Annotated in this window: 12 protein-coding genes and 1 pseudogene; 6 read left to right on the forward strand and 7 right to left on the reverse strand. The window is 72.1% G+C overall.

Annotation, left to right across the window (positions count from 1 at the left end):
* Positions 1 to 5: 5 nt before the first annotated feature.
* From accB to CLT74_RS09830, 3 genes and pseudogenes are all read right to left on the reverse strand, one after another.
* Positions 6 to 533 (reverse strand): acetyl-CoA carboxylase biotin carboxyl carrier protein, encoded by a 528-nt coding sequence (accB, locus tag CLT74_RS09820; protein ID WP_099851672.1) that lies wholly within the window; start codon positions 531 to 533, stop codon positions 6 to 8.
* A gap of 176 nt (positions 534 to 709) precedes the next feature.
* A pseudogene (locus tag CLT74_RS09825) lies at positions 710 to 2,409 on the reverse strand (acetyl-CoA carboxylase carboxyltransferase subunit alpha).
* A complete protein-coding gene (locus CLT74_RS09830; RefSeq protein WP_099846268.1) occupies positions 2,406 to 2,732 on the reverse strand; it encodes a TcmI family type II polyketide cyclase in 327 nt (108 codons plus the stop codon). Before CLT74_RS09830 ends, CLT74_RS09825 begins: the two are co-directional and overlap by 4 nt.
* Before the next feature lie 399 nt (positions 2,733 to 3,131).
* On the opposite strand from CLT74_RS09830, the gene CLT74_RS09835 reads away from it, so the two are divergent.
* The 6 genes from CLT74_RS09835 to CLT74_RS09860 all read left to right on the forward strand — a co-directional run bounded on the left by CLT74_RS09835 (position 3,132) and on the right by CLT74_RS09860 (position 8,564).
* A complete protein-coding gene (locus CLT74_RS09835) occupies positions 3,132 to 3,974 on the forward strand; it encodes an AfsR/SARP family transcriptional regulator (RefSeq protein ID WP_486582197.1) in 843 nt (280 codons plus the stop codon).
* Positions 3,975 to 4,064: 90 nt separating this feature from the next.
* Positions 4,065 to 4,412 (forward strand): TcmI family type II polyketide cyclase, encoded by a 348-nt coding sequence (locus CLT74_RS09840; protein ID WP_099846269.1) that lies wholly within the window; start codon positions 4,065 to 4,067, stop codon positions 4,410 to 4,412.
* A 12-nt stretch (positions 4,413 to 4,424) separates the two neighbouring features.
* Positions 4,425 to 5,774 (forward strand): FAD-dependent monooxygenase, encoded by a 1,350-nt coding sequence (locus tag CLT74_RS09845; RefSeq protein WP_099846270.1) that lies wholly within the window; start codon positions 4,425 to 4,427, stop codon positions 5,772 to 5,774.
* Positions 5,775 to 6,024: 250 nt separating this feature from the next.
* Positions 6,025 to 6,894: a helix-hairpin-helix domain-containing protein gene (locus CLT74_RS09850; RefSeq protein WP_099846271.1), complete on the forward strand. Its 870-nt coding sequence runs from the start codon at positions 6,025 to 6,027 to the stop codon at positions 6,892 to 6,894.
* A gap of 176 nt (positions 6,895 to 7,070) precedes the next feature.
* Entirely contained in the window at positions 7,071 to 8,270 is a 1,200-nt protein-coding gene (locus CLT74_RS09855) for a low temperature requirement protein A (protein WP_099846272.1), read from the forward strand.
* 87 nt (positions 8,271 to 8,357) lie between these two features.
* Positions 8,358 to 8,564: a hypothetical protein gene (locus CLT74_RS09860; RefSeq protein WP_093402652.1), complete on the forward strand. Its 207-nt coding sequence runs from the start codon at positions 8,358 to 8,360 to the stop codon at positions 8,562 to 8,564.
* A 64-nt stretch (positions 8,565 to 8,628) separates the two neighbouring features.
* On the opposite strand, the gene CLT74_RS09865 is transcribed toward CLT74_RS09860, so the two are convergent.
* From CLT74_RS09865 to CLT74_RS09880, 4 genes are all read right to left on the reverse strand, one after another.
* The gene (locus tag CLT74_RS09865) at positions 8,629 to 10,200 is read right to left on the reverse strand and encodes a hypothetical protein (protein ID WP_099846273.1); all 1,572 of its coding nucleotides are present in this window, start codon (positions 10,198 to 10,200) and stop codon (positions 8,629 to 8,631) included.
* Positions 10,201 to 10,390: 190 nt separating this feature from the next.
* Positions 10,391 to 12,481, reverse strand: a complete 2,091-nt coding sequence (locus CLT74_RS09870) for an amino acid transporter (protein ID WP_099846274.1) — start codon at positions 12,479 to 12,481, stop codon at positions 10,391 to 10,393.
* Between the two features lie 126 nt (positions 12,482 to 12,607).
* Positions 12,608 to 13,003: a hypothetical protein gene (locus CLT74_RS09875; protein ID WP_099846275.1), complete on the reverse strand. Its 396-nt coding sequence runs from the start codon at positions 13,001 to 13,003 to the stop codon at positions 12,608 to 12,610.
* A gap of 297 nt (positions 13,004 to 13,300) precedes the next feature.
* Entirely contained in the window at positions 13,301 to 14,080 is a 780-nt protein-coding gene (locus tag CLT74_RS09880; RefSeq protein WP_099846276.1) for a DUF5995 family protein, read from the reverse strand.
* Between the last annotated feature and the right edge of the window lie 106 nt (positions 14,081 to 14,186).

The following is a 14,186-nucleotide window of genomic DNA, read 5'->3' on the forward strand; positions in this document are numbered from 1 at the left end:
CACCCTCAGGCCGGATCCAGGGCCACAAGTGGCTGGTCGTACTCCACAGGTTGTCCGTCGGCCACCAGGACCTCGACGACCCGGCCGGGCCGGTCCGCGGCGATCTCGTTCATCAGCTTCATCGCCTCGACGATGCCGACGACCTGCCCCGGCCGGACCAGGTCACCGACGGCCACGAAGGGTGCCGCGCCCGGCTGCGACGCCCGGTAGAAGGTGCCGACCATCGGCGAGCGGACGATGATCCGGGTCGCTGGGGCCGTCGCCGACGGGGCTACGGACGGATCGGCCGGCGACCGTGGGACGGGGGCGGCGGAATCCGTGCGGCCGGACGGTGCGCCCTGGTCCGGGCCGACCGGATGGTCCCACTCCACCTCCAGTTCGGCGTCACCGAGGCGCAGCCGCAGCCGGCGTACCGGCTCGGCGAGTTCGGCGACGAAGTGCCGGGCGTGTCGGCGTAGTTCGGTCAGGGCGGCGTCGGCCGCCGGGTGCCGGCCGGGACCTGGGTCGGCGACGCCGTCGGCCAGGTGGCCGATCCCGTCACCGGCCGGGGTCGGCGCAGCGGTGCGCGCGAGGTACGCGCCGTCGGCGTCGGACCGCCCGGGGCGGGCCGCGTCCGCTGCCGACGAGGGCGCGGCGGTCGCGGTCGGTGCGTCGTCCACAGGCGACGACGGGGCACCGGCGACGGTGGGCGCGGCACCGGCCGTGGCGCTCACCGGGCACCCGCCCGGGCACCGGCACCTGCGGCACCGAAGCGGCGGAAGCGGCGGCGCCGTCGTTGGACCAGGGTCACCGCCGGCACGTCCAGCAGCGGCAGCAGGTTCGCCAGCAGTGCCTGACGGACGGCCCGCGCCGTGGCCTCGGGATCGTCGGCGGCCGAACCGTCCGGCTCGGGGACGACCTCGTCGACGACCCCGAGACGGCACAGATCCGGCGCGGTCAACCGCAGGGCCCGGGCCGCCTGCGGGGCGGCGGTGCGACCCGGCCAGAGGATCGCGGCGCAGCCCTCCGGGCTGATCACCGAGTAGACCGCGTGCTGGAGCATCAGCACCCGGTCGGCCACCGCCAGGGCGAGCGCGCCGCCGCTGCCCCCTCCCCGGTCACCACCGTCACCACCGGTGTGGGCAGCATGCTCAGCGTCAGGATGTTCTCCGCGATGGCCGCCGCCTGGCCGTGTTCCTCCGCGTCCACACCCGGATCGGCGCCCGGGGTGTCGACAAGGGTCACCACGGGCAACCCGATTCGGGCCGCCAGTCGCATCAACCGCAACGCCTTGCGATGTCCCGCCGGGGTGGCCATGCCGAAGTTGCGGGCCGCCAACTCGGCGGTGGTGTGTCCCTTCTGGTGGCCGATCACCATCAGGTGCCGGCCGTCGAGCCGCGCCAGCCCGCCGACGACCGCCGGACAGTCGCCGCCGAGCCGATCGCCGTGCAGTTCGGTGAAGCCGTCGAAGGTGGTCTCCAGGTAGTCCAGCGTGGTGGGGCGACCGGGGTGCCGGGCCAGCCGTACCGTCTCCCAGGCGTCGCGGGCGGGTGCCCGGGCTGGGTCGACCGCCGGGGCGGACGCCGGCGGTGGCGCGGGTGCGCCGGACCGCTTCGTGGCTCGGCGGCCGGTCCCCGCCACGGCGAGCAGGGTCGCCAGCCGGGCGCGCAGCGCGTGTCGGGGCACCACCATGTCGACTTGGCCGTACCGCAGCAGGAACTCAGCGGTCTGAAATCCCTCCGGCAGGGTGCGACCGGTCACCTGGCGGATCACCCGGGGGCCGGCGAAGCCCATCCGGGCACCGCTCTCGGCGAGGACCAGATCGGCGCTGGTGGCGAAGGAGGCCGCCACCCCGCCGTAGGTGGGGTCGGTCAGCACGCTCACGGTGAGCAGCCCGGCCTCGCGCAGCGCGGCCATCGCCTGACTGACCGTGGCCATCTGCATCAGCGACAGGGCACCCTCCTGCATCCGGGCGCCGCCGGAGGCGGTGACCAGGACCAGCGGCACGCCCGATTCCAGGGCCTGCTCAGCGGTACGGGTGATCAGCTCGCCGACGGCGCAGCCCAGACTGCCGCCGAGAAACCGGAAGTCCATCACCGCGAGCGCACAATGCGACCCGCCCACCGTCGCGGTGCCGCAGAGCACGGCCTCCGCGAGGCCGGTGTCGGCGCGGGCGGCGGTGAGCCGGTGCGGGTACGGCAGGACGTCGACGAATCCGATCGGGTCCACCTCGACCGCGCGGTCCGGCAGCGGCCGGAACGACCCGGGGTCGACAAGTTGACTGATCCGCTCCGGTGCGGCGAGTCGGGTGTGCAGGCCGCACTCCGGGCAGACGTCGAGGTTGCGGCGTAGCCGCTTGCGGTAGAGCAGGGCGGCGCAGCCGCCGCATCGGGACCACAGGGCCTCGCCCGAAGGCGCGGTGGCGGTCACGGCCGACGCCCGTCGAAACGGTAGAAGCACCGCGCCATGGCGTCCCGGGGTGAGCGCCAGTCGGGCCGGTACGGCGAGATGTACGGGCTGAGCCGGCTGCTGACCCTGACGAACTCGGGGTGCTCCCGAACTGCCTCCACGGCACCGTCACCTGCCGACTCGGTCTCGATGAGGTGCACGTACAGGTCGTGCAGGCGGTACAGCGAGCGATGTCGGACCCCCACCAGGTGAGGCAGCTCGGTCGTGTCGGACTCGGCGAAGATCTCGGCGACCGCCGACTCGGCGGTCGGGACCACCTTCGCGACGATCAGCGTTCGGTCCATGCTGGTCTCCCCCCATGGGGCCGGTGGCGACGCCACCGGAGGCGCCCGGACGGCTGCCGCCACGATGCGGAGCGCCGCGTCACCCGGGCGTCACCGACGCCCTCGGCAAGAACAGGGGACGGTGACGCTGAGTTGACGCAAGCTGTGATTCGGCTGAGCGGCCACGACGGCCATGATCAGCACGATTTAGCAGTTCAGAGGCGATCTCATAGAACCCGACGGGTTACATTGCCGACAGCATCGTTGACTCAGAGTAACTGCTATTGATAATCTTCGTGGCGGTCAGACCCGGCACCGCACCCCGCGTGCGACGGCGTAGCGAGTCGACAGTGGCGTCACGGCGGCCACGCCGGGGCCCGGCCGAGACCCGTGACCGAACGTTCCGCAGGGGGTGCCGCCGTGGCCGCCGATCCGCCCACCCCCACCACCGGCCCGCACCACGACACCGACATCCGGCTGCATCTGCTCGGCGGATTCCGTCTGACGCACGGCGACACTCCGGTGATGGTGCCCCGCGGCCTGCAACGGATCATCGCGCTGATCGGGCTGCGCCCCGGCGCCACCCGTACCCACCTCGCCGGCCTGCTCTGGCCGGAGGCCACCGAGGAACGCGCGCTGTCCTCACTGCGGACCGCGCTGTGGCGACTGCGTCAGGATCCCTACTGCCCGCTGACCACCGCCGCCGACACCGTCCGCCTCGACCCGCTGGTCCGGGTCGACGTCGACCTGCTCGTCGACACGGCCGGTCGGGTTCGCGACGGCCACGCCCCCGACGACGCCACGGAGGCTCTCGCCGCCGGGCGGCACGACCTGCTGCCCGGTTGGTACGACGACTGGGTCCTGGCCGACCGGGAACGGCTGCGCCAGCTCCGGCTGCACATGCTGGAACAGGTCGCCGGCCAGCACCTGGCCGCCGGTCGGCACGGCGAGGCGTTGGAGGCGGCACTGGAGGCGATGGCGGCCGAGCCACTGCGCGAGACACCGCACCGGCTGGTGGTCCGCATCCACCTCGCCGAGGGGAACGCCTTCGAGGCGGTGCACGCCTTCTACGTCTACCGGGACCTGCTGCTGCGGGAACTACGGCTGGAGCCGTCACCGGCGATGAGCGCGCTGCTCGCGGAGACCCTCGACCCGATCCGTCGGGCCAGCCGACCGAGCGGCGGCCCACGCCGGCACCCGGTCACCCGCGCCGCCTTTCCCGGTCCGATGACGGTGCGTCACCGCACCGAGCCCGGACGTTGACGGACAGGTGACTGCGCGGACGCCAGGGTGGGGCCACAGCGGCCCGCGACCGGTGTCCGTCCGGGCCGAACCACCGGTGAGAGGGATCCGATGAGCCGTCTAGTGATCGTCAGCAGAATCATCCCGGGCGCGGAGGGTCGGGTGGCGCAGATCTTCGCCGAGTCCGACGAGACCGAACTGCCAGCCATGACCGGCGTTCGCCACCGGTCCCTGTACTGCCTGCACGACCTGTGCGTACACCTGATGGAGACCGACGACGTCGGCGCGGACGCCCTCGCCGCGGCGCGCAACCATCCGTTGTTCCAGCAGGTGAACGAACGGCTGTCCGCACACACCTCGCCGTACCTGCCGACCTGGCGCTCGCCCCGCGACGCGATCGCCAACTGCTTCTACCGCTGGGACGGCGCGGACGTTCCGGCACCGCGCGTGGCCGGCTGACCGGGCGAGACCATGACGACCCGAGCACCGCACGTCCTGGTCATCGGTGCGGGCACCGGCGGCCTCTGCCTGGCGCACGGGCTGCGTCGGGCCGGCATCGGCGTCGACGTCTACGAACGACACCGGGCCAGGGGTGAGGGACTGCTCGGCTACCGGGTGGGCATCGGCCCCACCGGCAGTCGGGCCCTACGTGACTGCCTGCCACCGGAGCTGTTCGAGATCTACCTGGCCACCTGCGCCCGTTCGCCCCGCTACTTCAACGTGCTCACCGAGAAGATGCGGCACACGGCGTCCTTCCCGCTGCGACCGGACACCCATCCGGTCGACACGGAACGGTCCGTGGCCCGGATGACGCTGCGCCAGGTGCTGCTGACCGGACTGGAGGACGCGGTGCACTTCGACCGCACCTTCACCCGGTACGACCAGCACGACGACGGCACGGTCACCGCCCACTTCGCCGACGGTGGAACCGCCACCGGCGACCTGCTCGTGGCGGCGGACGGCACCCACTCGGCGGTCCGTCGCCAGTACCTGCCGCATGCCGTCATCCGGGACGCCGGCACGGTCAACATCGCCACCCGGGTGCCGCTGACCCCGCACACCCGGTCCCTGTTGCCGGAGAGCGTGCAGCGGGGCATCTCGCTGATCTTCGGCACCGGCGGGGTGATGGGCGTCCTGCACGTGATGGAGTTCAAGTGGGACCGCGAGGGTCGCCTCAAGCCGGAGACCAGCTCGGCTGACGCGAAACTGCTCGCCGACTGGCCCGGGCTGGGCCACGACCCCACCCGCGACAACATCAACCTGGTGGTGTGGAGCACCGCCCGCCGGTTTCCGGCGGACGTGATGCGGCGCCGGGGTACGGAGCTGATCCAGGTGGCCCTGGAGCTGACCGCCAACTGGCACCCGCAGCTGCGCGAACTGCTCAGCCTGGCGGACCCGGACAGCGCCCTGCCGATCCGGGTGTCCACCTCGGAGCCGGTGCCGCCGTGGAAGAGCAGTACGGTCACCCTCCTCGGCGACGCGATCCACACCATGACGCCGGGCCGGGGGGTGGGAGCCAACACCGCGCTGCGCGACGCGAACCTGCTGCGGCGGCAACTGATTCTCGCCACCACCGGCGAGAAGACGCTGGTGCAGGCGGTGGCCGACTACGAGGCGGCGATGGTGCCGTACGGCTTCGCCCGGGTCGCCGACTCGCTCGGCCGCAGCGGCACCAACGGCGACGACCGCATGTACCAGCCGGTGTTCGGACGGCTCGCGCTCGTCGGCGCGCGGGGATACTTCCGGGTCACCAGCCGGGTACCGAGGTTGCGACGCAAGTTCGTCGACGACTTCTACACCTACCGGGGCGAGCAGGACTGAACCCGTCGCGGCCCCGGCACCGGACCCGGTGCCGGGGCCGCGGCATGTCCACATCCGCACGGTGTTCCCGCACCGTGGCCACCGCACCGTGGCCACCGCACCGTCCGTCCCGTAGCGGACACCTGCCGTAGCCTCCGCGTGTCCCGTACGGACTGTTACCTGACCTGCCTGTCGCCTCGGGCGCGCGTGTGCGAAGCTGCGGCGAGTTTTTCTCGCGACGATCCGGACGTGAACCTCAGGGAGGGTTACCGTGGGCGAGTCCTTCGGGAGCTGGCTGATACTGCTCGTGGCGCTGCTGGCGGGGCTGGCGGTGGGCTGGGTGCTGCTGCGTGGCCGGCGGACGGAACCGCCCACGCCGACGGCCGGTACGGCGAGCGACACGACCACCGAGGCAACCGGATCGGCCCCGGCCGCCGCCGGGACCGAGCAGGCAACCGCCACGACCGAACCGACGACCGAGCCCGCTTCCACCGCACCGACGGGTAGCGGCACCACCGCTCCGGCGGCCGAGCCCGTCGAGGCCGACGCCGCGCCGCCCACCGCCGCCACCGACGCCGTGCCCAACACCGTCGACACCCCGGTCGTCGCCGAGACCGACGCGACCCCGGTTGTCGCCGCCGACTCGACAGCCGTCACCACCGGGAAGCCGGCGACCGGTGACCCCGCCGAAGCGACGCGGCCCACCGAGCCGATCGCGGGCGATGTCGAAGCGGCATCCGTCCTCGACGGACCGACGGCCGACGCGACCGCCGAACCACGACCGGCGGTCGCCACCCCGCCGGTCCGCCCGAAGACCACCACCGAGCCCGCAGCGGTGCCCACCGCAACCGAACCCGCCACCAGCGCGGCAGCCGACCCGGTCACCACCGCCGAGCCGATCGCGGCAGCCGAGCCGGTCGCGGCGGACGCCGACGACTTCCGGCGTATCCAGGGAGTCGGGCCGAAGATGGCGGCGGCGCTGCACGGCGCGGGCATCCGGACCTACCGGCAGCTGGCCGAGCTGGACGAGGCCGCGCTGCGGGAGACCATCAAGAGCGCCGGGCTGCGCGCCACGGCCAGCCTGGTCACCTGGCCCCAGCAGGCGAAGGTGCTGGCCGCTCAGGCCGACAGCGAAGCCTGACGAACCCGGGCCGCCGGTCGTGGGAACGCCCGCACGGGCCCCACGCCGGCGGCCCCGGTGTACGCCGTTCCGGTGACCGGCACCGACTCCGGCCGGGCCCGGCGCGGGACGCGGTTACGGTCGGTACGCCGGTCGGACCGGCGCGCCGAACTGCCGCCGGCTGCCGGGAGTCGTTCTTGCCGTTCGCCCAGCAACAGCCCCAGCACCCACGGCGACCTCCCACCCGCGGTCCGGGCACGCCCCGCCGGGTCACCCTGCTGGAGCTGTTCTTCGATCTGGTCTACGTGGTCGCGCTGGCGCTCATCTCCCGCGACCTGGCCCACGAGATCACCTGGTACCAGGCGACCCAGGCGCTGATCATGTTGGCCGCCGTGTGGTGGACCTGGGTTGTCACCTCTCTCGTCACCGACCTGTACGACCCCGCACGCACCGAGATCAAGGTACTGATCGTCACGGTGATGTTCGGCGTGCTGTTGATGGCCACCGCGATCCCCAAGGCGTTCGGTGACCGAGGGCTGGTCTTCGCCGGCGCGTACGTCGTCATCCATCTCGGACGCGGCCTGATCCTCATGCCGACGGTGCGCAGCGACCCGATGATCCAGCGCCGGGCGGCGCGGGTCCTCTGCTGGTTCGCCGTCTCCGCGGTGCCGTGGATCGTCGGCGCGTTCGTCGCCGAGGACGCCCGGATGGCGCTGTGGCTGCTCGCCCTCGGCATCGACTATCTCGGGCTCCGGCTGGCCTACCCGGTGCCCGGAATCGGCACCGTGCCCGCCGCCCAACTGCGGGTGACCGCCGAGCACCTCGCCGAGCGGTACCAGCAGTTCTACACCATCGCCCTGGGTGACACGATCCTGGTCACCGGCATGGCCTACAGCAGGGAACACGCGCAGGCGGAGAACGGCGTCGGGTTCGTGCTGGCCTTCGGCACCATCCTGCTGCTGTGGCGGGTCTACGTGCACAGGTCCGGGGAACTGCTGCCGCTGGCCATGAAGATCTCGAAGGTTCCCAACCGTTTCGTCAGGACCGCGCCGTACAGCCATCTGCTGATGGTCGCCGGGGTGGTCATCACCGCGGCCGGCTTCGAGCTGGTGCTGCACGCCCTGCCCGCGCGTACCCCGCCCGCCTGGGCGGCGATCATCCTGGGCGGTCCGGCGCTGTTCCTGGTCGGCCGGGCCTTCTTCGAGCGTGAGGTGTTCAACCGCGTCTCGTGGTCACGACCGGGCGGTGTGCTGGCCCTGGTGACCGCGGCGCCGGCGGTGCTGTTCCTACCCCCGCTGAGCGCGTCGCTCGCGGCCATGCTGGTGCTCATCGGAGTGGCGGCGGTCGACCTGCTCCGCAGCCGTGGCGGTCCGCCCGAGACGCCCACGCCGCCGTAGGGCGCGCCGGCCTCCGTTAGCCGCTCGACGCGTCTGGGTACAAGGGCCCACACCTTGAAACTCACCCCCGAATCCGTGGAGGAAGCCATGCGTGGCACGTCGATATTCGGAGTCCTCGTGGTGATCTGGCTCGTCATCGGCGCCATCGCCGCCGGCCAGCGCGGCTACTACAGCGACGAGGAAGCCAACTGCGCCGAGGTCGGCACGATCCTGGTCACCATCGCCGCCGGCCCGTTGAACTACGTCGGCGCCAACCCGAAGGTCGACTGCGAACTGCCCCAGCCCTCTCAGTGAACCCCGGTGACGTACGACAGGGCCCGTGCCGTTTCGGACACGGGCCCCTGTCGTACCGGGTCGTTCAGCGGAAGCAGTGCGCCACCGGCACCTTGCTTCCCGCGCAGTTCGTCGGGTCGTTCTCGATGACGACGCTGTCGTCATCGATCTTGACCTGGGCCCGCTCGGCCTGGATCCCGCCGGCCTTGAGGGTGGACTCGTTGCCGACCACCCGGCTGCGGTAGAGCGAGGTCGAGCCGGCTGTCACGAACAGCCCCGCCCCCTGCGACCGCTTGCCCACCGCGGCGTTGCCCTTGACGTCGGTGCCCCGCACGAGCAGGTTCGACTTCTCGGAGTGGATGCCGCCGCCGTTGCCACGCGTGGTGTTGCCGCTGACCACGCTGTCGTCCACCGGCACCAGGCCCTGGAAGGTGGAGATGCCGCCGCCCTTGACGGTGGCCAGGTTGTCGCGGACCGTCAGCTGTCGCGCCACCAGCACCGCGTCCGAGTTGGCCAGGCCACCGCCGATCTCGGCACTGTTCTGCGCCACGAGCGTGTCGAAGACCTTGGTGCGGGCGGAGAAGCTGGCCATACCACCGCCCTGACCGGCGTTGTTCTGCACGAAGGCGGAGGAGTACACGTCACCCGCGGCCCGGAAGTTGGCCAGGCCACCGCCGTAGCTGACCGCGCTGTTGTGCCGGAACTCGGTGCGGTGCATGGTCATCACGCCGCCGTTGAGCAGGCCCCCGCCCTTGCCCTGGGCACCGGCGGCCCGGTTGCCGATCAGTTTGCTGTCGCTGATCTGGAGGTTTCCGTCGTTGAAGATGCCACCGCCACCGCCCTCCGCGGACAGCGAGGTGCTGCCGACGACGGTGACCCCTTCGACGACCGCCGTGGCGCCGTGCACGACGTGGATGCTGCCGCCCTCCGCCGCCGAGCGGCCGTTGCGCAGGGTGACGTCCCGGAGGGTCAGTTCGCCGCCGTCGCGGACGGTGAAGAAGCGGAAGTCAGGCGTGTTGACCCCCCGGACGATTGTCGCGCCGGCGCCCTCGATGGTGATCCCGTGGTAGATCACCGGCAGGCCGGCCTTGTCGTCAGCGGGGTTGCGTGGCGGCGCTTCGGCGTCGCCGGGGTTCTCGGCGGCGTCGGCGGCCTCCCGCGCGTCGCGGATGCCGCCGTCGTACTCGTCGGGCTGCTGGAAGGCGTGGGTCAGGGTGTAGGAGCACTTCTCCGCCAGTCGCAACGTGGCACCGCCCTCGGCGTTCGCCCACACCAGCGCCGCGATGAGCCGGGCGGAGTCGCAGGGCACCGGCACCGCCTTGCCGTCCGGTGCGCGCCCGTGGTGACCTGTCGACCGGTCGGCCCCGCCCGCTGGCCGTTTCGGGGACGCGCCCGGGTCGTGCCGCCACTCGGGCCGCTGCCGGTCCGTCCCCGGGCGTTTCGGGGTCTCGTCGACTCCGGGTACGTCATGCTGGAACATCGCGGCGGGCTGGCCCGGGTTCGGCGCCGCCGGGTCACGGTCGGCGGCCGAGGCGGTGACGGCGGACAGGCCCGCCGCCCCGGCCACCAGGCTGCCCGCCACCAGGCCACCGGCCAGCAACCACCGGGACCGCCGACCGGGTCGGGTCGACCCAGGGCTCCCTTGGTACGTGGACATCAGCGTTCCTGCCTCTCGTGCATGCGGAAACACGGCCGCACCGAATCGGGCGCGGGGTGGCTGACCTCGCCTCAGCCACCAGAGGCCACCGTACGGCGACACATGACACAAATCAGGCATAAGTGAATGAGTAAGCCATTCGGCTTCACATCCGCCCGGAGGCGGCGTGACCGGACGACAGTCGCCGTGCTCAACCCCCGACGTGGATGCCGGGGCGGCGCGCGGGATCAGGTTCTGACTTGCGCAAGATCTCCCGCACCACCGGCGGCGTGTCCCCCCGACCGAGGATGAGATAGCGCAGCAGGTGGGCGATCGGGTTCCCCTCCGACCACTCGAAGTGCGCGTGCGGGCGCACGCCTGTGGCGTCCCGCAGGGCCAGCAGGATCGCCGCTATCGCGTTGGGCGCCGCCGGGCTGCTGGCCCGCAGCACCCGGTAGCCGCCCACCTCGACGCCGCACACCCGCAGCACGTGGCGGAACCCGGAGGGGTCCACCACGTCGATCTCCAGGAAGAGCACGTCGGTCGCCCCGGGAACCGGGTTCAGGCCGCGCTGCGCGCGCTCCTTGATGGTGTACTCCTTGACCGCTCCGCTGTGCCGCTTGTTGGCGATCACGTGCAGTCGACCGTCGTGCGCCACCGAGTCGGCGATGAACCGACGCGCGGTCTGGTCGAACTCCACCCGCTCCGCCCGCAGTTCGGTGGTCCGGGTCACCCGGGAGACCAGCGACACGGCGATGATGCCGAGGATGAACAGCCCGGAGATGGCGATCCCGTCGGGTTTCGCGATCACGTTCTCGACAAGCGCGTACAGCAGCACCAGGGTGAGCACCGTGAAGCCGGCGGCGACCCCGCGCTGCCGGCGGCCGGCGGCGGCGATGGCCACCGCGACCGCCGCCGAGACCATCATCGCCAGGATCCCGGTGGCGTACGCACCGGCCTGCGCGTCGACGTCGGCGCGGAACACGACTGTCAGCCCGATGCAGACAAGCGTGTAGACGATCACCACCGGGCGCACCGCGCGCGCCCACTCCGGCGCCATCCCGTACGAGGGCAGGTAGCGCGGCACAATGTTGATCAGACCGGCCATCGCCGACGCACCGGCGAACCAGAGAATCAACACGCTGCTCACGTCGTAGGCGGTACCGAACGCCTCACCGACCTGCTCGTGCGCGAGATACGCCAGGGCTCGCCCGTTGGCGGCACCGCCCGGGGCGAACGCCTCGGGCGGGATGAGCACCGCGGTGACGAAGGTGGTCGAGAGCAGGTAGACCGACATGATCAGCGCAGCCGTGGTGAGCAGTCGCCGGGTGTTGCGGATCCGAGCGGCCAACCGGGCGGGCGCGTCGGGCCCCTCCCCCGCGACCAGCGGCATCATGCTGACACCCGTCTCGAAACCGGACAGTCCCAGCACCAGCAGCGGAAACGCCAGCGCCGCGGTCAGCGCGATCTGGCCAGGCCCGCCGCCAGCGGTGAGCGCCGCCGTCCAGTCCGTCAACGGACGGGGATCACCCGCCAGTTCGACGAGCGACACCGCCACGATCACCGCGTTCAGCCCGAGAAACGCGGCCACCAACGGGACGGCCACCGCCACGGCCTCCCGGAAGCCAAGCAGGAAGACCGCGCCGAGGATCAGCAGCAGGACGACTGTGACCCCGACCGCGACGCCGGTGCCGCCGAAGGACTCCGGCAGGTACGGATTCTCCAGCACGTGCACGGTGGCGTCGGCCGAGGAGAGGGTGATCGTGACGATCCACGACGTGGCGACGAAACCGAGCAGCACCAGCACGAACACCTTGCCGCGCCAGAACGGCAGCAGGCGCTCCAGCATCGCCACCGAGCCCTGGCCGTGTGGGCTGTCCCGGGCCACCCGGCGGTACATCGGCAGCATCCCGAACAGCGTCAGTGCCACGATCAACAAGGTCGCCACCGGGGACAACGCACCGGCGGCCAGGGCAGCGATGCCGGGCAGGTAGGACAGGGTGGAGAAGTAGTCGACGCCGGTCAGGCACATCACCCGCCACCAGGCGTGCGACCGGGTCTGTCCCTCGGCGGTCTCCGGTCCGACCGGCTGCACCCGGTGCACGAACAACCACCGGCGCAGCCGGCTCTCCGGCGCCACCGGACCGGTCGGTACGGCGACGCGCTCGGGCACCGAAACCACACGTCCCGCCCGTTCCCCCTTGCCCGTGGGATCCCGGGCGGCCCGCAGCGCCGGCTCCGGTGCTCCGCTTGCCGGGCGGCGGCGTTCCCGGCCTCGGCGCGCTCTCGTCCCGTCCCCCATGCCCCCGCCTCACCGATGTCGAACGGACCGTAGGTGGTGGTTCGGTCGGCCTCACCGCAGCACGACGGTCAGCGCCCGACCGTGATCGTCGCCCGCCCCCGGGCCACGGTCAGCCGGTCGCTCCGGTCAGCCGCCGTCCGACCCGACCAGCACCCGGGCCAGGCCGGCGGGATCGGCCACGGTGACCGTCATCCCGGGATGACGCGGCCAACCGCCGGGAAGCAGGGCGGGCACCGGTCGGACGAACCGGACGCAGAGCCCGGCGGCCGTGTTGGTGCCGAAGGTGACGCCGGTGTCCGCGCCGGACAGGTGCGGTCCGATCGCCCGCCACCAGCGGTACGGACCGGCGATCTCCACACCCGCGATGTTGTCCCGCCCGGTATGTAGCCGCCACGGCCCGAACCGGACCAGCAGTTGGGCAGAGTCGACCCGTACCCAGGCGCTGGCGGGCCGGACGCCGATCAACGCCAGTGGCCGGCGGAACCGCGCCTCGAAGCGGAACTCGAAAACCTGGACTGTCATCCCCGGGCTCCCCGACCGGCGCGGTCTCCCGGGCGCGCGGGGCGGGGTGGGGCGGCGGGGCGCGGTCGCGGCCGGGTGGCCGGACGACGCCGGGACACAGCGGTCATGGTCGCGGCGTACCCCACAGGGGCCGGCCGACACCCCCCGGGCCGGCCGGCCCCTGCTTCCCCGTGGTCCCCCCGCGCTCCCCCATGGTCCCCCGTGTCCCCCGTGGTCGACGCCGGACGGGTGCCGTCCGGTCGGATCGGATGCCCCCGCGCCCCGCCCGCGGGCGGGGCGCGGGGACCCCCCGTCCGGCTACTGCAGGAACGCCCCGAGGGGCGACAGCAGCAGCCGACCGAGCGCGGCGGCCGTGTCGTCGAGCCGCCTGCGCTCGCGCTCATGCTGGTGCGGGTCGTGTCGGCACCGCCAGACCCGCTGCGCGTTGCGCCAGGCGACATCGCGCGTGTAGTGGATCAGCTCGCCCTGGTACCAGTCGTCGATCTCGCCGTTGAGCATGTCGATGAGCAGTTGCCACTGTTCGAGGTAGCCCCGACGCAGGCCGGGGATCTTGTCGGCGAAGATCTTGTTGATCTCCAGGTAGTCGCGGTGCTGGTCGCTGCCGTCGACCGGCTCGGATTCCAGGTGGTCGAACGTGGTGACCAACGCGAACGGCAGGTCGAAATTGATGTGCGCGTTGACGCCGGCCGCCGCCGAGGGCAGCGGCCGAGCGTCCGGCCCGCGCATCCGCTCGAACAGGCACGCCCAGGCTCGGGGAGTGCTCGGGCTGGCGTCGCTCCACATCCGCAACGCGTCGAAGTACCGGGCCGCGAACTCGACGTCCAACCGGGACAGGAAGACCGGGTCGACGAACCGGTCGGCGTACAGCCCGTCCAGGACGCTTGTCGTGATCGTCAGGTACAACTTGTTGAAGTCGGCGAGCGGGCAGCTGTCCAGCAGCGGAGGCAGCCGGACCAGCATGTCCTGGAGCTTCGTCAGATGGTCGACGACAGCTGGCACGTCGGTCGGGTGATCAGCCAGCAGGTCGACGATGTCCCGGTGCACCGGCCCCCACACCGGCTCACCACACCCACTCATGCCGGCACTCCGCTTCGCTGCGTGCCGCCATGAGGCACCGCCACACTGAGTTGACGATTCGCTCGCTGACGCTCACTCATGCCGGCACCCCACTGCGCCGCGTGCC

The sequence above is a fragment of the Verrucosispora sp. CNZ293 genome (assembly GCF_002754655.1).